13 protein-coding genes are annotated in these 19,955 nt (G+C 50.6%); 3 read left to right on the top strand and 10 right to left on the bottom strand.

Features of this window, described 5'->3' with window-relative positions:
* Positions 1–20: 20 nt before the first annotated feature.
* The 9 genes from gyrA to IPP66_05670 form a co-directional block, all read right to left on the bottom strand.
* The gene (gene gyrA, locus IPP66_05710; GenBank protein ID MBK9924774.1) at positions 21–2,642 is read right to left on the bottom strand and encodes a DNA gyrase subunit A; all 2,622 of its coding nucleotides are present in this window, start codon (positions 2,640–2,642) and stop codon (positions 21–23) included.
* A 203-nt stretch (positions 2,643–2,845) separates the two neighbouring features.
* Positions 2,846–3,673 carry a hypothetical protein gene (locus IPP66_05705; GenBank protein ID MBK9924773.1) on the bottom strand — a complete coding sequence of 276 codons (828 nt, stop codon included), beginning with the start codon at positions 3,671–3,673 and terminating at the stop codon, positions 2,846–2,848.
* A gap of 217 nt (positions 3,674–3,890) precedes the next feature.
* Positions 3,891–4,988: a calcium/sodium antiporter gene (locus tag IPP66_05700; protein ID MBK9924772.1), complete on the bottom strand. Its 1,098-nt coding sequence runs from the start codon at positions 4,986–4,988 to the stop codon at positions 3,891–3,893.
* Between the two features lie 105 nt (positions 4,989–5,093).
* The gene (locus IPP66_05695; GenBank protein ID MBK9924771.1) at positions 5,094–5,993 is read right to left on the bottom strand and encodes a hypothetical protein; all 900 of its coding nucleotides are present in this window, start codon (positions 5,991–5,993) and stop codon (positions 5,094–5,096) included.
* Positions 5,994–6,133: 140 nt separating this feature from the next.
* A complete protein-coding gene (locus tag IPP66_05690; GenBank protein MBK9924770.1) occupies positions 6,134–6,994 on the bottom strand; it encodes an SH3 domain-containing protein in 861 nt (286 codons plus the stop codon).
* Positions 6,995–7,039: 45 nt separating this feature from the next.
* The gene (locus IPP66_05685; protein MBK9924769.1) at positions 7,040–7,894 is read right to left on the bottom strand and encodes a hypothetical protein; all 855 of its coding nucleotides are present in this window, start codon (positions 7,892–7,894) and stop codon (positions 7,040–7,042) included.
* Between the two features lie 85 nt (positions 7,895–7,979).
* On the bottom strand, positions 7,980–8,846 hold the full coding sequence (locus IPP66_05680) for an SH3 domain-containing protein (GenBank protein MBK9924768.1): 867 nt from the start codon (positions 8,844–8,846) through the stop codon (positions 7,980–7,982).
* Positions 8,847–8,947: 101 nt separating this feature from the next.
* Complete coding sequence (gene rpoC, locus IPP66_05675; protein ID MBK9924767.1) at positions 8,948–13,189, bottom strand: DNA-directed RNA polymerase subunit beta'; 4,242 nt, start codon at positions 13,187–13,189, stop codon at positions 8,948–8,950.
* A gap of 203 nt (positions 13,190–13,392) precedes the next feature.
* Positions 13,393–14,796: an aminotransferase class V-fold PLP-dependent enzyme gene (locus IPP66_05670; protein MBK9924766.1), complete on the bottom strand. Its 1,404-nt coding sequence runs from the start codon at positions 14,794–14,796 to the stop codon at positions 13,393–13,395.
* A 61-nt stretch (positions 14,797–14,857) separates the two neighbouring features.
* Between IPP66_05670 and IPP66_05665 the strand changes: the two genes are divergently transcribed.
* From IPP66_05665 to IPP66_05655, 3 genes are read left to right on the top strand one after another with little or no spacing between them, the layout of a single operon-like run.
* The gene (locus tag IPP66_05665) at positions 14,858–15,865 is read left to right on the top strand and encodes a glycosyltransferase family 4 protein (GenBank protein ID MBK9924765.1); all 1,008 of its coding nucleotides are present in this window, start codon (positions 14,858–14,860) and stop codon (positions 15,863–15,865) included.
* Between the two features lie 8 nt (positions 15,866–15,873).
* Positions 15,874–16,305, top strand: a complete 432-nt coding sequence (locus IPP66_05660) for a nuclear transport factor 2 family protein (GenBank protein MBK9924764.1) — start codon at positions 15,874–15,876, stop codon at positions 16,303–16,305.
* Positions 16,302–17,408: a glycosyltransferase family 4 protein gene (locus tag IPP66_05655; protein ID MBK9924763.1), complete on the top strand. Its 1,107-nt coding sequence runs from the start codon at positions 16,302–16,304 to the stop codon at positions 17,406–17,408. The genes IPP66_05660 and IPP66_05655 overlap by 4 nt, the downstream gene beginning before the upstream one ends.
* A 15-nt stretch (positions 17,409–17,423) precedes the next feature.
* On the opposite strand, the gene IPP66_05650 is transcribed toward IPP66_05655, so the two are convergent.
* Positions 17,424–19,874 carry a ComEC/Rec2 family competence protein gene (locus IPP66_05650; GenBank protein MBK9924762.1) on the bottom strand — a complete coding sequence of 817 codons (2,451 nt, stop codon included), beginning with the start codon at positions 19,872–19,874 and terminating at the stop codon, positions 17,424–17,426.
* Positions 19,875–19,955: the final 81 nt, after the last annotated feature.

Raw genomic sequence — 19,955 nt, 5'->3', positions numbered from 1 at the left:
CGGAGATTTTAGGCACAATCTTATTTCTTCTTCCCCTTCGGGGACTTTGTTTTCTTCACAACCTTCTTTGTAACAGGCTTTTTAGTTGCTGGCTTCTTCGCAGGCACTTTCGCTTTCGCCTTCCCCTTCGGGGACGATGTCGCCGCAGGTTTCGCCTTTGCTTTTGCAAGGGCGGCCTTTGGTTTCTCCCCTTCCACAAACTTCTCCACCGTCCAATTCACATTGACGGAGAGGACTTCCTCGCCGGGTTTCACTTCCACGACCACATCCCCCTTCGAGGCGGCGCGTTTGCGTAAGCCAGCCGCATCCAGCCGTGTGGACTTGGGCGCGCCTTTGCTCAAGTGGATGGTCGCCATGTGACTCGGTTTATCCGCAACCACACCGACGAGTTTGGTCTTGCCCGAGAGTTCCCAGGCGATGACGCCCTTGCCGTACCGTCCCTGTGTTGGGAATTCTTTCTGATCCAGCCGTTTGGCTTTACCGTCATTCGTGAGCAGGAAGATCTCGCCATCGGTCGGGAGAATCTCCACGCCAACGACTTCATCCTTATCGTCCAATTTCATACCGTTGACGCCCGCCGCCACGAGTCCCATCGGGCGCACGTCATCTTCCTTGAAGCGGATCGCCATGCCCGCCGCAGTGACGAGCAATACTTCTTTCTTCTTGTTATCGGTCAGGCCTACTTCGATCAAGCGGTCGCCTTCGTTCACCTTCACCAACACGAACGTCTGCGCTGAAGGCCCGGGCAATTCACTGACCAGACTCTTCTTGATCATGCCGAAGCGCGTCGTTGTGATAACACACGTCTCTTCGGGCAAGGCCGATTTTCTCGAAGGCAAAGCGAACACTGCCGCGAGCGAGTCCGTTTCCTGCAACGGCGAGACCTTGTAGTACAACGAGCCTTGCGATAGCTTCTCCGCCTGTGGAATCACGTGCACGGCCACTGCCGCGGCACGGCCTGATTTCGAGGCAAAGTAGATCGTGTCGGTGGTCGAGGCTTTCACCAACCAACGCGGCGCGTCATTGCCTGAATGTTTCGGTTCCTTTTCATCCACGGTGCGCGAGACCAATCCATCTGCGGTCACACCGATCCATACTTGTTGTTGCGGCAACACATCCGAAGCCGTCAACGATTTACCGGTCTTGCCGCCCTTCGTCACATCCACGATCTGGGTGCGGCGTCGGTCCGCGTAAAGCGACTTGACCTTCTGCAATTCGTCCGCCACCACACCGCGCATCAACTTCGGCGATTTCAACAGCGTGGTCAATTCCTTGATGAGGCCGGTCACTTCCTTGTATTCAGTTTCGATCTTCTTGCGTTCCAACGCGGCCAACCTGCGCAATTGCATATCGAGGATCGCTGTCGCCTGTAACTCTGTCAGCTTGTAGCGCTTCATCAGTTTGGCGCGCGCAGTCTCCACGTCCGAGGCGGAGCGGATGAGTTCGATCAATTCATCCAAATTCTTTAATGCGACCATATATCCCTCAAGGATATGTGCCCGCGCCTTAGCCTTATCCAGATCAAATTCAGCGCGTCTCTTTATGACCTCGAGCCTGTGCTCCACATAGACGCGGAGTGCCTGTTTGAGAGTTAACGTGCGCGGCTCGCCATCGACGAGCGCCAGCAGGTTGATGCTGAACGTGGTCTGCATCGGTGTGCGTTTATACAACTCGCGCAACACGACATCGGGGTCAGCGTTCTTCGTCATTTCCAACACGATGCGCATGCCCTGACGATCCGATTCATCGCGCAGGTCAGAAAGACCTTCGAGGTAACCGTCACGCGCCAGATCGGCGATGCGCTCGATCAGGCTGGACTTGTTGACCATGTACGGCAATTCGGTGACGATGATGCGACTCTTGCCGCGTTCCATCTCCTCCACATGCGCCTTGGCTTGCACGGTCACACGTCCACGCCCCGAACCATATGCGGACTCGATCGGATTCTCTTCCTTGTTATCCAGAACGATGATGCCGCCGGTGGGGAAGTCCGGTCCCTGCACGAACTTCATCAATTGTTCAACGTCAATGTCATCGAGCTTTTCCCATTTATCGAGCATGTAAATGATGGCATCGATGATCTCACCCAGGTTGTGCGGCGGAATGGAGGTTGCCATACCGACCGCGATACCTGTTGCACCGTTGACCAATAAGTTAGGCAACGCGGCGGGCAGAACACCGGGCTCTTCGAGTGTGTCGTCAAAGTTGGAGGTGAAGTCGACTGTATCTTTGTTGAGGTCAAACAAAATATCGAGCGCAGCGGGCGTGAGTCGCGCTTCGGTATAACGCATGGCTGCGGGTGGGTCACCGTCTACAGAACCGAAGTTACCCTGTCCATCCACGAGCAGTGTGCGCATCGAAAAATCCTGCGCCATGCGCGCCATTGCCTCGTACACCGCCGAATCCCCATGCGGATGATATTTACCGAGCACTTCACCCACGATACGAGCGGATTTCTTATATGCCGAGTCCGCGCGGATGCCCATGTCATACATCGCGTATAAGATACGGCGTTGTACAGGCTTGAGCCCATCGCGCGCATCGGGCAGGGCACGCGCCACGATCACGCTCATCGCATAATCGAGATACGATTGCTGCATTTCAGTGTCAATGTCTATTTTGCGTATTGTTCCAAGGTCCATTTGAAATCCTTATTGAACTGCGAGGCGCAAAGAAAGTACTTTGAATCTTTGCGCTTTGGCGGTTAAATTTACCGAATGAATGTTCTATAGCGGGGACAATATTACGGGGAAAAAGAAGATGCGTCAAGTATCCCAAAACGAACCTGCCTCTTTCATCCTTTTACAAGAACGAAAGAGGCAGAAGATAAGTTGATCTGATATTCTTACTGCTTTAGTTCTACGGTACGTGTGATACATGTGCCTTTCAAGGCTTGTTGGGTACAGGCCATGACGATCACTCGTATCTCACCATCGCGTGCGTTCCAGTCCATCTCTTCACTACGAACGTAACCACTGCCGCCTGGTTCCAAGGGGGCGATATTCTTTGCCAACACACATCCCACGCGCAAATCGAAGGCGTTATATGCGGCTTCTGCCGATTTATCGGCCTTGTCATCCACCACCTTGATATACACAGAACGGAACGCAATACTGCCAACATTCGTGACATCGAAGACCACGTAACTCTTGCTACCGCACTTGTCCCAACGTTTGAACTTGATATCAAAATAGGGCATCGCTGTTGGCGAAGGCAAAGGCGTGAACTTCGGTAAGACGGATGTGTCCACATCTTTGTCGATCTTGAGATTTTGCGTCAACATGTAGCATTGCTCTTCGGGCTTATCAGGGTTCTTCACGAAGATATATCCTGCTCCCAGATCGTTCGCAACGAGTTCAAGTTCCTGCCCCACCTGATATTTTGCTACCAGGTCATAATTCCCTGCCGGGCCAATGCGGCAGTTGCTCTCACGCTGTACTTTGACCGTTATAACCGCAGGTGTTGACGTGAAGGTCGGGGTTGGCGTCAATGTTTCGGTGGCGGTGGGGGTAATGGTGGGAGTGTTCGTGACCGTTGCCGTGGCCGTGGGTGTATTGGTGGATGTAGGGGTTGGTGTGGCTGTGGGAGCAACCAGCCCCGGCACATTACACGCTGAAAGGATCAATGCAATGGTCAATACGATGCAAAAAAGTGGAAAGAATTTTGTGTTCATATGTCCTCTTGTTGATTATCCAATGGTTGATATAACAATATTGCAGAAATCATTTTTACACAAGGGAGAAATCATGGTTAATCCCTTGCAGGAGATCATACCTATAAGAAGGCTTCAATGTTGAGGCTTTGATCGCATGCTAAATGCGACAGTGATCAAACTATGGATGAATCGAAAAGGCAGTCCACGTGGACTGCCTTTTCGATTTGGCGTCAGGTCAGGTTGAGTTAAGCCGTTTGCTCTTTTTTATTTTCCGCGCTCGAATTGTGAACATGATCAACCCAATGAAAGTGAGAGGAACATAGAAAGAGACGAACAAAGTAATGACCGGCAATATCGAACTGTGCGAAGAGTCAAGAATGAGATACGCCGTATACAACACGTAATAGGAAAGGAACAACATCCCCTCACCACGTGAGACGTTGTCATCCACATAAAAGACAGGGATACAGATCAACGCAACAAAGACCATCACGAGGAAATCAAAAGTCAACACATGGTTTGTAACCACGATGCCACCAGGCGAAAGGATACCTGAGAGCCCCATTACACCCAACAGGTTGAAGATATTACTTCCAATGGCATTGCCTACAGCAATATCACTCTCGCCTTTGAGCGTGGCAATAATGGATGTGGCTACCTCAGGCAAGGAAGTACCGACAGCCACAATCGTCAAACCGATAACTAATTCGCTGATACCAATGGCCTTTGCGATGGAGGTGGCAGAGTCCACGAGCCAGCGAGCACCTAAAACAAGCAGGCCCAACCCAATAACTATGAACAAAATATTTTTGGCAGTATTACGAGCTGTGTGTTTTTCCGTATCTGCAAATTCCTGCGCATACTCTTTATGCACCTTTTCACTTTCCTTACGAGACTGACGTAATGCAAAGAATGTATATCCCAGAAAACCAAGGATCATAATCAACCCGTCAACAGCACCGAATTTTCCATCAACAGCAAGGGCAAATGCCAGCAGGGACACTCCCACCATGATCGGCGCATCAAAACGAATGATCTGTTCTGCAATGACGATCGGGGCAACAAGCGCTGTCACACCAAGTACGAAGAGAATGTTGAAGATGTTGGATCCCAACACATTGCCAAGAGTCAGGCTTCCCTGTCCGAGAGAGGCGGCTTGCAGTGAAACAGCAATCTCAGGTGAAGCTGTCCCAATGGCAACAATGGTGAGGCCGATAACAAGCGGAGGAATTCCCGCTGCGGCCGCCAGTTTTGAGGCGCCACGCACGAGCAAGTCGGCTCCAATGATAAGGATAATCAGCCCAAAGATGAAATAAATAATTGTGGATGTCATGTAGTTGCTCCCGTATCAGCCATCCCCCGGCCGACATTGGGGCCTATTGTATCCCCTTTTTTCACAGAAAAAGCGGGCAGGCCCTTAGACCTGCCCGCTTTTTATTTATGGCGTGAAGCTTGTTGTTTCGGTCATACACAAACCATTGACCCCATCTTCAGAACATAAGGTAACTGTTGCCTGAAGTTTGTGCCCCGTGGGGTCGTATGCATAGGAAGGTGCGCTGACTACAATCGTATCGCCAATATCGAGCATCTTCCTTGAATCGGATGAGTTACAGCCGTTGGTGTTCTTGAAGCTATCATCGGTCATGGAGACGGTTATGTTGGTGTCTTTATCCTTTACAGACATGGAAATCGACCGGAACGCCGTGCCACCAATGTTCTTGAGTTTAACTTCCACCCACCAGGCATTGTTACACGCCTCAAGGCCATCATACGATAACTCGAAAGCCGGAACAGGCGTCGGTGTGGGAGGAGGCGTGAAGATCGGCAAGGCAGAGATGTTTCCGCCGAACATAGCATATTCGCCCCACAGCCAACAGAAGTCCCCGCTGTTATCAGGATTGCGTATGTACCAATAGTTGCCGGCCAGATCACGTCCGTAGATCTGCGCCACTTCGCCGACCAGTAATGCACCGACACGGTCGTAGGCTTTACCGGGTCCCACCCTACAATTCGTAGGAACAGACACGCTGATCTGTGGAACAGATGGAGTGTCTGTAAAGATCGGGGTTGGAGTTAATGTGACAGTGGGAGAGAGCGTGGCCGTAGGTGTCACTGTGGGAGGCTCAGGGGTGAAGGTGAGTGTAGGCACGAGAGTATCCACACCGGTGACCGGTATGCCCGGCTGGGTATTTTGAGTTTGAAGGGCCACAAAGGTCTGGGCGACCGATGTGTTGATGAAGTTGGGGTCGGGTGTGGCAACAAGCCCTGAAGAACTGCACGCGAGGGATGCCACTATTAAAATCATGACCGATATAAAAATCGGGTTGCGCTTGAACATGGTACTCCTTTTATCAAAAACAATCATAATCCTATTTGTAGGGACGCCAAGTGTCTTAAGTATGTTCCTGCAAATGACCCGCAAACAAAAACCACAGCCGAGCGTTCGACTGTGGTTTGATAGCTATCCGCTTGAGCTTTCTATTTTGCCTTGAAGGGAACATCCTTTGTCACGCAGGTTCCGCCCTCATTCACGAGGGTACACAGTTTGATGCGGGCGTTGAGAGAATGCCCTTTCGGGTTATACACCAGCGGGCTTGAGCTGACAGTGGTCGTCCCACCGGAGACCAGATAATCCGTGATCGTGGGGGCCTTACAATCGTCATTGGCGATGAAGTCGTTGCTTTTCATGGTGACCACAGTATTCGTCTCAGAATCAGTCAACTCAATGGAAATGGATTGGAACAAAGCATCGCTGGGATTTTCCAATTGGAAGTTGGCCCAGTAGGTGGTGCAGGTTTTCATGCTGGCGAAAGTTGCGCTGAATACTGTAGAAGGTGCTGGCGCCGGCGTATATAACAACAAGGTAAAAACATTGCCGGTCAGTGTGGCATATTTGCCCCAGACCCAGCAGAACCCACCTTCTACATCAGGGTTGCGGATGTACCAATATTCCCCGCTATTATTGCGAGCAATCACTTCAGCGACTTCACCCACCAGTAACATACCCACTCGTTCATAGATCGCGCTCGGCCCGGTGCGGCAATTCGTATCCTTTGAAACAGTGATGAGCGGAGTCAAGGGTGTGGGTGTGAAATCGGGAGTCAATGTAAAGGTTGGCCCGGCAGTTACCGTAGGAGAAGCTGGCACAGCCGTGAGCGTTGCCGTTGGTGGATTCGTAAGCGCCACCTCCGTTTGACGGGCAACAATGGTCTGCGCGATGGAAGTATTTTGTATATTCGGGTCCAGCGGTACAGGAGCAGGGTTACCAGACTGACTGCAAGCAAGCGATACGATCAACAAAACAAGAAAGGCAATACTGGCGGGACGCTTCTTCAACATAGTTCTCCTTTGGAATACTACTCAATCATAATACCAAAGTCGGCATCAAGAGAGTTTCCAGATCAAGTATCCTTTTGTTAGCCACTTACGTTGAGATTCAATTTCATAGCCTCGTTGCGCCATTCGTTCAGCGGTTGAGATGAACCATTGCTTCGCTCCATACGTTTTCATCGATGACATCTCTGCGGCGGAACTTTTCCACGCTTCGAAAAAATCATAAATGGACTCGCCCGGCAAAACATGATGGATCAAATTCTTTGGCAGGATCGTCTGGAAATCGCCCGGCTCAAACCCAAGCCGGAAGTTGGTACTGAACACAAGGGCTTCCATCTTCCATTTTTGCGTTTGGATTCCAACAGCTTGCTGTTGGGAATTCGGGATTAAGCTTTCTGCTTCCACACGCCTTGCAAGATTTGCGCACCAGATACTCCCGAACGGATTCGATGTCCCTTCGATCATTAACCCACCGGGCAATATGCATTGCGCAAGCGTTTCATACGCAGGAGCAAAATCCTTTTCCTCGTATTGACGTAACACATTGAACGCACGTATCAAGCGGACATGCTCCCCACCCTGTAACGGCACGTTGAACCCACCCAAGCGGAAGAATGTCTTTGTATCTGCATAAGGCAACGCGGCTTCGACCCGTTCCTTATCGATCTCCACGCCAAGGATCTTCAACCGCGAATTCATTCGCCGAAAGCGTTCGGCAGATTCGAGCGTGGTACGCGGGTCAAAGCCATAGCCAAGATCAAGGAACATTGAATCAGCAAACAGGCCATCGGTCCGCGTGAGAAGCGATGGTTCATAGAGCAGGATAAAGTTATCGACTCGACGAAGGCGATTTGAGGCCGTTTTGCCTCGGGTGGGAAGTCCCAGTGGTTTGGTTGAGCGGGGCATTCATTCCATTATAAAATGCCAATGGGATAAAAAGAAACTCCCTCATGAAGTATTTTCACGAGGGAGTTTTGTAGCGATATTGTTTTTATGGTTTGAATTCGATGGTCTGCGAAACACAGGCCCCGCCTTGACCAGTGTTGGGACAAAGGGTAATGGTGACACTCAATTTATGTCCGGCAGGATCAGCAGAGAGGGACGGCGAAACAATGGTGTAGGCATCGCCGGGTCCCAGTATGGGCGCCTTGGCCGAAAGCACACAGGCATTTACATCTTGAAAGCCATCACCGGAGGAATTGCGCGTTTCATCTGTCACTGTATCTTTAATAGAGACAGACATGGATTTGAAGGGAACAGTTCCCTTGTTGGTCAGGTTGATGCGCGTCCACCAACTGACACACTTTCCAGAGTTCACATATTCAGCGGTGAAGGTTCCGGTAGGCGCAGGTGTAGGTGATGGAGGCGGAGTAAGGACGGGTACGTTGTTGAGGTTCGCACCGGTAGCGTAAGCGCCCCACAGCCAACAATACACGTTGGCATTCTTCGGACTGCGAACATACCAGTAATTGTCGAAGGGATGCTTGCCAACCACTTCGATGGTCTGTCCAACCAGGAAGGTATCCAGCAATGAATAGGCAGTACCCGGGCCCACGCGGCAATTCGTCGCTTCTGAAAGCGTGACATAAGCAAAGGTGGGCGTGGAGGTAAAGGCCGGCGTGAATGTTGCTTCAGGTGTAGGTGAAAGTGTGGGTAGCGCGGTGAAAGTAGGTTGGGCTGTATTGGTGGGAATAGCCGCAAGTTGTGCCTGTTGCGTCTGGGCCAGAGCTGTAATGGTCGACTGAGCGGCGACCATCGGGTCAACTACTTCGGTCGCATTGGCACTAGGTAGATTGCAGGCTTGTATGAGAAGCACAACGATGACAAACAGACAGAAAAGTATTTTTTTGTTTTTCATATATCATCCCTTACAAGAATTGGATATTGCGAAGAGATATACATAATAAAAGACAAGGGCGACTATTGATAGTCGCCCTTGTGTACTACAACGTTTTGGATTTAGTCGCCCGCTTCAGCATCGGGCAGTTCTTCGGCACTGGCACCTGCTTCAGCTTCTGCCGTGAACCGTCCGTGAACGAAGCCGGTTCCTGCAGGGATCAACTTACCGATGATCACGTTCTCTTTCAAACCGATAAGCGGGTCAGTGGTTGAACCGATGGCCGCACCTGCCAACACCTTGATGGTATGTTGGAAGGATGATGCAGAGAGGAATGAGTCTGTGCTGAGAGAAGCCTTGGTCACACCGAGCAACACTTCGGAGAAGCGAGCCGGTTGTTTGCCTTCGGCCAGCAATTGTTCGTTGACCTTGCGGATCTCAAGGCGATCCAACACATCACCGGGCAAGTACTTGGCGTCACCGGGGCGGGTCACTTGCACCTTGCTCAACATCTTGCGGATGATGGTCTCAAAGTGCTTATCGTGAATGTTCTGGCCCTGTGAGCGATACACCTTCTGCACTTCAACCATCAAGTACATCTGGCAGGCTTCACGTCCCTGGATCTTCAACACACGATGCGGGTTGAGCGAACCCTCTGTAAGAGGCTGACCGGCTTCCACCTTTTCATTGCTCTTGACGAGCAAGCGTGAGGTGGTCGGGATATCGTAAGTAACGGACTCTTTCTGATCGTAGGAGACGATGACCTTACGGTCCTTTTTCTCGACCCGGGCACGACCTGCATGTTGGGCAACGATCTTTGCGTCGTCCAAAGTTGCCAACACGTCACCGGCTTTTACTTCCGCCTCGTCCTTGACCTCAAACTTCCAATCCGCAGGGACGCTGTATTCGTCGCTGACGAGCTGGCTGTTCTCAATGGTCACTTCGCGAAGGTCGGCATATTTTTCAGACTGGTCCACATGGAGCGTACCGCTGATCTCTGCTACGAAGGCTTCACCCTTGGGCTGTTTGCGCGCTTCAAAGATTTCTTCCACGCGTGGGAGACCGGTAGTGATGTCTGCGCCGCCGGCGGCAACACCACCTGTGTGGAAGGTACGAAGGGTCAACTGCGTACCGGGTTCACCGATGGACTGCGCGGCCACAATGCCGACTGCGGAACCAAGTTCCACCATGGTGCCACGGCCGAGGTCAATGCCGTAACACTTGGAACAAATGCCATGCTGTAATTCGCATGTCAACGGCGAACGAACTTTGATCTCTGCAATACCGGTCGCAGCAAGTTTGCGCGCCATTTCGTAATTGATGATGTCACCGGTTTCACCGATCACTTCACCGGTGGTCGGGTCAATCACATTATCGATCAAGATACGGCTGTACAAGCGACTGCTCATGGCCTGACCTGCCACATCATCCTTACGACGGATTATCACGCCATCGGTGGTGAAACAGTCATGCTCGTTGATGATGATGTCCTGTGCAATATCTACAAGACGGCGGGTGAGGTAACCTGCATCCGCTGTACGAAGAGCTGTATCGGCCAAACCTTTACGTGCACCGTGCGTGGAAATAAAGTATTCCTGCGCTGTAAGACCTTCACGGAAGTTCGAACGAATCGGCATCGGGATGATACGACCGGAGGGATCAGCCATCAAACCACGCATACCAGCCAACTGCGAAATGGTGGAGAAACCACCCTTGGTCGCGCCGGAGGTTGCCATGGTCGAGAGGTTCCCATCGGGGTCCATGTGACGCTTCACAGCATCACCGACCTTATCGGTGGTCTGTTGCCAGACTTCGATCTCGCGTTCGTTGCGTTCCTGTTCAGTCAACAAACCGCGGCGGAAATCGCGTTGTACCAACTCGACGGCTTTAAGGGCTTCGTCGATGATGGCTTTGCGTTCCGGCGGGATGGAAATATCGGCTACCGCGAGGGTCGTGCCGGATTTCATAGCATATTCAAAACCAATGGCCTTGATCTTATCGGCCACATCGGTTGTCTTTTCCTGTCCGCAAAGTTCATAGACTTCAGCGATCAGGTCCTTCACGCCACCTTTATCGAGTTTCTCGTTGACGAATTGAACTTCTTCAGGGAGAACCCGGTTGAAGAGCACGCGCCCAACTGTTGTTTCGATGATGCGAGTTTCAGGTTCGGACAAGCGGTCGCCATTAGGCGCGTACCACGTATAAGCGTTCATCTTGATCTCAGAGTGGACTTCCACCTGACCCAACGCATACGCCATTTCGACTTCATCCATGGTTGCAAATGCACGGCCGTCACCTTTATGCTGTGCCTTCTGTGCCATGGTCAAATAGTACACACCAAGAACCATATCCTTGGACGGAGAGATGATCGGCTCACCATCAGCCGGTTTGAGCAAGTTCTTGGAGGCGAGCATGAGAGAACGCGCTTCATTCACAGCCTTCTGTGAAAGCGGAACATGGACAGCCATTTGATCGCCGTCGAAGTCCGCGTTGAAAGCGGTGGTCACAAGCGGATGTAATTGGATCGCGGAACCTTCGATCAGGATCGGCTCAAAAGCTTGGATACCCAAACGATGGAGGGTCGGAGCGCGGTTCAACAAAACGGGACGTTCGCCGATCACGCCTTCCAACGCTTCCCAAACTTCGGGACGGTTGCGTTCGATCAAACGACGCGCACCCTTCACGTTGGCGGCATATCCATTCTGCACGAGGCGTGCGATCACGAACGGACGATATAACTCAAGGGCCATGCTCTTGGGCAAGCCGCATTGATTCAACTTCAACTGCGGGCCCACCACGATCACGGAACGGCCGGAATAGTCCACGCGTTTACCGAGCAGGTTGCGGCGGAAGCGACCCTTCTTACCTTTGAGCATATCGCTCAAGGATTTAAGTTCGCGGCGTCCACGGCGGGAAAGAGCCTTACCACGCTGTGAGTTATCAATGAGACTGTCAACAGCTTCCTGCAACATACGCTTCTCGTTGCGGATGATGACATCCGGCGCGCCGAGTTCGAGAAGTCTCTTCAAGCGATTGTTGCGGTTGATCACACGGCGATACAGATCGTTGAGGTCAGATGTAGCGAAACGGCCACCATCCAACTGCACCATGGGGCGCAGGTCCGGAGGGATTACCGGAAGAATGGTCAGGATCATCCACTCAGGACGGTTGCCCGAGCGTTTAAACGCTTCCACAACCTTTAGACGAGTCGTGGCCTTCTTGCGCTTCTGCTTGGACTTGGTGGTTTTTACTTCGTGCCAGAGTTCTTCAGCCAATTTGTCGAGATCGAGGCGTTCGAGAATATCGTAGAACGCTTCAGCACCCATATCAGCGCGGAAAACCTGACCCCAGCGTTGCTTGAGTTCACGATATCGAATCTCACTGATAAAGGTGAAGGGGCGGAGTTCCAACAGCTCATCGCGTTGGCGGGAGGATTGATTGGATGAAACGGAAGTCTGTTCTTCAAGTTGAGACCGGAGAGCTTCCATCTGCATTTCAGCGTCCGCTTTGACGCGGCCAGCTTCCATCTTAAGCGTTTCCAATTCCTTGGCGCGTTGATCCTTCAGTTCGTTTTCGAGCGCTTCAAGTTTGCTCTTAACGATCTTCTGCACCTGGGAAATATGCTTGGTGGAAACCTTGTCACCAGCGTCAAGTATCTTCTCGCTCGTCAATTCAAAGACGATCGCTTTCTTGGCGGCTTCACCCATCTGGTCCTGGAGAACCTTCTCGAGTTTCTGGCCTTCCTTGATGACCGGGTCAAGCTTTTCGGCAATGACTTCGTCGTAATTTTGTTCGAGATTTGTGCGTTTCTGGTTGATGTCGCTGATGGTGTGATCGCGCTTGGTCTTGATCTCGGCGATCTTGGAATTGACTCCGGCGGCCTGCTCACGCTCTGAAACAGAGATCTCATCTTCGAGACGCTTGAGAGCCTTATTGCGGGCGTCTTCATCTACATAGGTTACGATGTATTGCGCGAAGTACAACACGCGGTCAAGGTTGCGGCGCGAGATATCCAACAACATACCCAAATAGGAAGGGATGCGGCGGGTATACCAAATATGTGCAACAGGTGTAGCTAATGCAATGTGCCCCATGCGTTCACGACGAACGGAAGAACGTGTTACTTCAACACCACACTTGTCACAAACAATACCTTTGTAACGGGGGTTTTTGTATTTGCCGCAGTAACATTGCCAATCTCTTTGAGGGCCAAAAATGGCTTCACAAAACAGGCCATCCTTTTCAGGACGAAGGCGGCGATAATTGATGGTCTCTGGCTTGAGCACCTCGCCATATGACCATGACATGATGGTCGCGGGCGATGCGAGGCTGATGCGGAGTGCGGTCAGTCCTTTGGTTTCCACTGGGTACTCTCCTTGAAAATAGATTGCTTCGAGTTCATCTTGAGCATCGTATAGTCGATGTGTTCAAGAGACAAACAAAGGCAAGCGCTTCGAGAGTTTTTCTCAAGCGCTTGCAGTGTTTACTCGTTTAATTTCATCCAACGGAAGAATTATACGCAGAAAAAATTGAGAGTCAAGTAGATTCTACAGCCAGAATCCGAGAATCAGGCCAATAAACCCTTCGCAAAGGCCAAAAAGCCCTGAATATCGTTGAAATTTGTGACCATCCCCACCGAAATGCGGACTGCCCCACTTGATTTGCCGTCAATGCACAGACGGAAATCGTCAATACTCAAGCGGTCTTCGTGACTTGGCTGGGTAAAGCACACATCCAATTCTACGCGGGAAATTTCAAGCGCCACCTCCCCAGCGCCGGGATTACAGAAGCATCCCGTCCGCAAGGAGATGTTGACTTTGTTCGCCTGTTCCTCAATGGAACGATGATCAATGGCGTTATTGTTCTTATCGTAAAAATTGACGGTGACCGCGCCACCTCGTTCGCCCATTTGAGTTGGACCATAGAGTCGTACCAACGGAACTCCGGTGCTGTGTTTCAGCGACACAAGGTTATTGAGCAACCAACCCGTCAAGCAATGGACACGTTCACGAATCACATCGTAACCAATTGATTCGATATGCTTGAGTCCGATCTCAATAGCAGGGATATTGAGGTAATCTATCGTTCCATCTTCAAAAGCAGATGCACCGTCAGCCATGTAGTACTTATCGCCCTGTACTGAAGCGACAGTGATCGTACCACCTGCAAACCACGGACGATGCAACTTCCCCATCGCTGTTTTGCGCACAAGCAATGCACCAATACCTGTTGGATAGCCAAACATTTTATAGAACGAGATCGGCACAAAGTCCGGTTTGAATTTGCTTAAGTCCAACGGATTGGTGGGGACAAATGCGGCGGCGTCAAGCAAAACATCCCAGCCGTTTTCATGTGCCTTCGCGATCCATTCGAGTGGATGTTTTACAGATGAGAAGTTGGATTGAGCGGGATAAGCAAAAAGGTTGTATCCGTTCTTCGAAGGCTGAGACAGCTCACGGTCCAGTTGTGAGGCGTCAACGCGCATATCTGGCAAAGCAACGGGAATATAGGAAACTGTCCCGCCACGCGCATGTGCAAATTCGCGAATCCCATTTACAGAATTATGATTATCGAACGTCAAAAGATAACGACCATTCGCAAACGGATATGACTCGCCGATCAACTTCAATGCACCGCTGGCATTCGAAGTAAAGACTGCAATGTATTCATCGGGGTCAGCATTAAAAAATTTCAACACATATTCACGCGCATGTTCAACGAGTTGCGTGGCGGCCTGTGATGTAGGGTTGGTCGAGTGTGGATTACCGAACACATGCTCGGCAAGCAGGCGGTGATGACGACGCAATTGAGACTCAGCATATAACCCGCCACCCGTGTAATCAAGATAAATATGTCCACCCAGATCAAGGCGTGCATATTCAACCGCGCGCAGGTCATCAATAATATGTGTTGTGGGATAGGTAGGATAATCCCTCAGAAACGCGACAAATTCAGGATCGGGTTTGGTCATCACGGCCTCCGCCACAATTTAACCACAGATATGACTTCGGCACAAACGTTATAATGAACTCATGTCCAAAATTCGTATCATACCCAAAGTAGATGGCCTCGCAGGAGGCGCATCTTTTCGACTTAAATTTGAAGATGGATTACGTGCCCGCGGTGTAGATGTGACTCGTGATCTAACTGAACCAGCGGATGCAACCCTCGTTCTCGCTGGAACCCGACACCTGCTTCCGTTATGGAAAGCTCGTTCACGCGGACAGCGAATCGTGCAACGCCTCGACGGGATCAACTGGGTTCACAAGAAGTGCAACACGGGGCTTAAACATTATTTGCGTGCTGAATACGGCAACTTGAATTTGGCCTTCATCCGTTCGCGCATTGCCACAAAGATCATTTACCAATCTGAATTCTCCCGCAAGTGGTGGGAGGATTGGTATGGCAAGACACGCGTACCGTTTAGCGTGATCCATAATGGTGTGGATTTGAAAACGTATTCGTCAGGCGAAACGCCAGCAAACCCACCATACAAGTTGCTCCTCGTGGAAGGGAATCTTGGCGATGGCTACGAAATGGGGCTCGACAATGCCATTCGTCTCACTGAAATTCTGCAAGGGAAACATACTTTACCTGTACAACTGATGGTCGTAGGCAAGATATCAGATGAACATCGAAAACAAGTGGAATCTAAAACTCACATTTCCATCCAATGGGTTGGAAGTGTGCCACGGGAACAAATTCCAGAAATCGACCGTTCAGCACATATATTCTTTTCCGCAGATCTAAACGCGGCTTGCCCCAATTCTGTGATCGAAGCAATGGCTTGCGGGCTCCCGGTTGTGGCATTCGACACCGGCGCGTTGAAAGAATTGGTACTCGGTGATTCAGGTCGTGTTGTTTCGTATGGAAGCAACCCGTGGAAGATTGAGTCACCGGATGTCGAGTCACTTGCAGATGCATCTGTGGAAGTTCTGCGGAACCAGTCACATTTCAGAACGTCTGCGCGGAAACAGGCAGAGAAAAATTTAGGGCTGGACATGATGGTGGATAAATATTTGGAAGTTTTGTTGGGCTAGGAGTTGATATGAACGATGATGAAATAGTTGATTTTCTGAAAAAACATTTGCAATCGATCCAGGAAAATGACACAAAAACCTACAACGAGACAACTGCAGAGGATCTGACGCTATACGAATGGTGGGTCACGCCACATCGTATTGATGGACTTCCCTTTCATGAGTTCATGATGGCGTCCAATGCTGAACGAGGGACAGTTTTTGGCGCAGAGGGAAAAGGAAAATCTTCCACACGATTCGATCTCTCGAATGTACATGTTCAAAATTACGGCGACACAGCTGTTGTCAGCTATACGCTTTTGATCAGCACTGCGACATCAGATGGCGTGAAGGTCGCATCACACAATGAAAGCCGTGTGATCGTAAAACTCAATGGCACGTGGAAAGTTGTCCATGTGCATAAATCACCCGCGTGGCAGGCTCCGCATATTCCATCATGAAACATTTCCCTGGCAAACTCGCATTACAACAACGCGTACTTCCCAATTATCGCGCCCCGTTCTTTGATCTGCTCGCCTCCGCTTGTGACGGTGGGATGAGTCTGTTCACAGGGTTACCACGCCCATCAGAGGGGATCACGACAACAGACAAGTTGCAAGTTGCCGATTACAAGATAGGAAATAATATTCACCTACTTGGTGGTTCGCTGTATCTCTGTCACCAACGTGGATTAATAGAATGGCTTGAAGAACAAAATCCCGATGCATTGATCGTTGAAGCCAATCCGCGTTATCTTTCCACACCTGCGGCCGTGAAGTGGATGCGCGAGCAGGGCAAACCAGTCATCGGTTGGGGATTGGGTGCGCCACGTGCCAGTGGATTCCGCGAGCAAAAAAGAGCCGCTTTCCTCGGACAATTCAATGCCATGATCGCATATAGTCAGCGTGGAGCGAACGAATATGCTGAGCAAGGATTCCCATTGGATTACCTGTTTGTCGCGCATAACTCTGTCTCTCCATCACCAACCTGGCCAATGCCAGAACGTCCCAACACCTTTAAACCTTTGATCGATTCAGATGTGAACCAACCTTGCGTACTTTTTGTAGGACGCTTGCAGGCTCGCAAAAATGTGGATTTACTTCTGGGCGCTTGTGCTGAAATTCAAAATGTGAGACTGGTCATTGTTGGAGATGGACCGGAACGCGAGTCATTGGAAATGCTGGCTCAGGAAATCTATCCGTCAGCAGAGTTTGTTGGGGCAAAGCATGGAGCGGAGTTAAAGACCTATTTTGAAGAAGCAGACCTGTTCGTCCTGCCCGGAACCGGGGGCTTGGCCGTCCAAGAGGCGATGAGCTACGGGCTTCCCATTATTGTTGCTCAAGGAGATGGCACACAGGATGATCTTGTCCGCGAGGGAAATGGGTGGCAGATCACGCCCGATGATTTCGATGCACTGGTCTCTACAATGAAAGACGCGCTCTCGGATGTAGCGCGCCTGCGAAAGATGGGAGAAGAATCGTATCGGATCGTGAAGGATGAGATCAATACAGAGAAAATGGTAGAGACGTTCGTGAACGCGTTAAACGCAGTGACTAGCAAATAAGCTTGATGTTGCAGCTCACGGAGCGACAGTTGGCTCCGCTGTCACGGACCTTTCCACATTCACCCACATCTGCGAGCCGTTCGTCGCGATCTCGATCCACCCATTTGCGTCCGTGCGTAAGAGGGAATACCCTTTCACGGTATCAAGCACTTCACCATCAGGTCTGCCGTTCGAGTCAGCAGCGGATACGCTCAACACAACCAGCTCGGGGTTTAAATTTACGATCCACTCTTCTGGATTCGATGCGACATATCCCGCATCGGCTAACGACAGCACGGTCACAGGTCCAACGGTTTTCCCATATTCCAATTCATCCAGCGCTTCAAAGCTCATGCCGATTGGCAATAGAGTGCGGAAGTTCTGATACTCCAGCAACAACACGGAACCGCGCGGCCCGGCTGTCAATACAGTTAATGTTGCGCCGTCGCCTAGATCAAGCACATCGCCTTTTTTTGCTTCTGTCTCAGGCACGCCCTTCAGGACCAAATACTCATTCAACACACCCACTGAAAAAGAAGCTTGTCGGTTCCCGCTCCACAACACCGCATCTGTCGGATATCGTTCGAGCACACGTGGCAACGCGGCCACCTGTTCTTCGTTCGGCGAGGCAACGACCAACCAATCCAATTTTCTATCGAACGAGGAAACCCGCCTGCCAAGTTGGTCTGATAGTGTTGTTACATTCTCTCCGCCATTGACCAGAATGTTTTTACCCGACGGCGTTTTGATCAACACGCCATCCGCCGAACCTACATTTAAGAACGTGACATGCAAGAGTCCATCTGGGATAGCGATCGCCGCACGCCATACCAACAACAAACCGATGATAAGGATGATGATCCCGCTTCCGACTCCAATCGAGCCTGCTCTTTGCCCAATGGACCGAATCCACTCTTTGAAACTGGACCAGCCAGCCGTTAAAGAAAAGAGCGTTGCATAGAACAGGATCACGAACCAGATGGAGAAATCCCCAAGGAAGATCGTCCCATGCGGCACCTTGTCAAACAACTCCACCATGCGGATCGTGTATACGACAAATGGCCAGGCGATCCACGCCACAAGTTGACCGAGTAAAAACCACACATGACTCAACAACACGGCCAGCCCACCGATGATCATCACCGCCGGTTGCACAGGCAGGATGAACGGGTTGGCAATGAACGAAACGAGAGAGATACGTTGAAAGTGATAAGCCATGATCGGAATAGTTGTCAGTTGCGCGGCAAGCGTGAGCAAAACAAACTCAGAAAAAAGTTCTGCCGCACGTTCAGCCGTGGACGTTGGGAAATATCTTGTGATGATTCTATTCGCAAATTCTGAAAATGGTGTGGCATATAAAATGAGACCGAGCGTAGCAAAGAATGAAAGCTGGAATCCCACATCCCAAACATAGAGCGGATTCCACATACACATCAGAAATGCGACGACGAGCAAGGTATTCAATGCTACTTGTCGACGTCCAAGCTGTCTTGCCCATAACGCCAGAATGCCCATGACTGCAGCGCGCACCACTGCCGCATCTGCTCCCACAATAAATGTATACAACACAATGCCAACAATTGCGACGACAGCACCACGTTTATTACCAAGGAAACGGCTAAAGAACGCAAAGAAGATCCCCGCAATGATGCTGATGTTAAAACCTGAGATGGCGATAATGTGCGCCGTGCCTGTATTCTTGAAGGCTTGCTGTAATTCCTTTGTGAGGCCTGCATCTACACCCAATAAAATACCCGCGAGCAACGAAGATTCAGGGTCGGGGAAGAGTTGATAAATATTATCAAGGGATTTCTGTTTGAAAGCATACAATGCTCGAACGAACGGATTCCCACCATTGCCCGGCAAGACGGTGATCTCTGCACCGGTCATATAGGAGTGAATATTCTTTGCGGCCAGATAATCACGATATGAGAACTCCTCGTCCTCGGGCGGAGTCTTTAACTTGCCCCGTAAGCGGATCTGCTCGCCATATTCGAAGAGTTGATTGTTCGATGCACGGACAAGGATCAAGCCGCCCACGTTCAAATCGCCGTCGCCCGTATCCACTGCATTAACTTTTACGCGCAAATTTGTATAACTATCGCGGTAATCAGGAGGTTCAACCAGAGTTCCGGTGACGAGTAATTCGTAATCACGGTCATTGTAAAAGGCAATGTGGAAGGCATCGAAATGCGGAACCGAAAATTGATACCGTGCGGCGCCTAGAAACAAACCAAAAAATAGAATAAAGAAAAAGGCAGTATCTTGAGCACGTCCCAGAAAGGAAAGCTTGAGTCTTGAAACAACAATGAGTGCGACAATGGCAAGAATAATAAAGATGACAGCCAGTCCCAGCCAAACCAAAAGGGAAAGGGGAATCAACTTCCCTATAACTATCCCCAAGAGAAAAGCAAGCGAAAACCACATCAGCGGAGGCTGTGTGGTCAATTGTTCACGGAAAGATGTAGGAGGATTCGCCGCCTGCATAGATGCCTTTTATCATAGCATGGAATTGATGGGTGGGATACAATCTTTGTATCACCCGGTGGTTGAGTACGAAGGTATCGA

This window comes from Candidatus Defluviilinea proxima, assembly GCA_016721115.1.
Classification (GTDB): domain Bacteria; phylum Chloroflexota; class Anaerolineae; order Anaerolineales; family Villigracilaceae; genus Defluviilinea; species Defluviilinea proxima.
This window is presented reverse-complemented; position numbering and strand designations above follow the sequence as displayed.

Excerpts from the sequence above, each read along its gene's own strand:
- IPP66_05680 (MBK9924768.1), bottom strand. The coding sequence starts at position 8,846 with ATGAAAAACAAAAAAATACTTTTCTGTCTGTTTGTCATCGTTGTGCTT.
- IPP66_05700 (MBK9924772.1), bottom strand. The coding sequence starts at position 4,988 with ATGACATCCACAATTATTTATTTCATCTTTGGGCTGATTATCCTTATC.
- IPP66_05650 (MBK9924762.1), bottom strand. The coding sequence starts at position 19,874 with ATGCAGGCGGCGAATCCTCCTACATCTTTCCGTGAACAATTGACCACA.
- IPP66_05670 (MBK9924766.1), bottom strand. The coding sequence starts at position 14,796 with ATGACCAAACCCGATCCTGAATTTGTCGCGTTTCTGAGGGATTATCCT.
- IPP66_05695 (MBK9924771.1), bottom strand. The coding sequence starts at position 5,993 with ATGTTCAAGCGCAACCCGATTTTTATATCGGTCATGATTTTAATAGTG.
- IPP66_05690 (MBK9924770.1), bottom strand. The coding sequence starts at position 6,994 with ATGTTGAAGAAGCGTCCCGCCAGTATTGCCTTTCTTGTTTTGTTGATC.
- IPP66_05685 (MBK9924769.1), bottom strand. The coding sequence starts at position 7,894 with ATGCCCCGCTCAACCAAACCACTGGGACTTCCCACCCGAGGCAAAACG.
- gyrA (MBK9924774.1), bottom strand. The coding sequence starts at position 2,642 with ATGGACCTTGGAACAATACGCAAAATAGACATTGACACTGAAATGCAG.
- IPP66_05665 (MBK9924765.1), top strand. The coding sequence starts at position 14,858 with ATGTCCAAAATTCGTATCATACCCAAAGTAGATGGCCTCGCAGGAGGC.
- IPP66_05660 (MBK9924764.1), top strand. The coding sequence starts at position 15,874 with ATGAACGATGATGAAATAGTTGATTTTCTGAAAAAACATTTGCAATCG.
- IPP66_05705 (MBK9924773.1), bottom strand. The coding sequence starts at position 3,673 with ATGAACACAAAATTCTTTCCACTTTTTTGCATCGTATTGACCATTGCA.
- IPP66_05655 (MBK9924763.1), top strand. The coding sequence starts at position 16,302 with ATGAAACATTTCCCTGGCAAACTCGCATTACAACAACGCGTACTTCCC.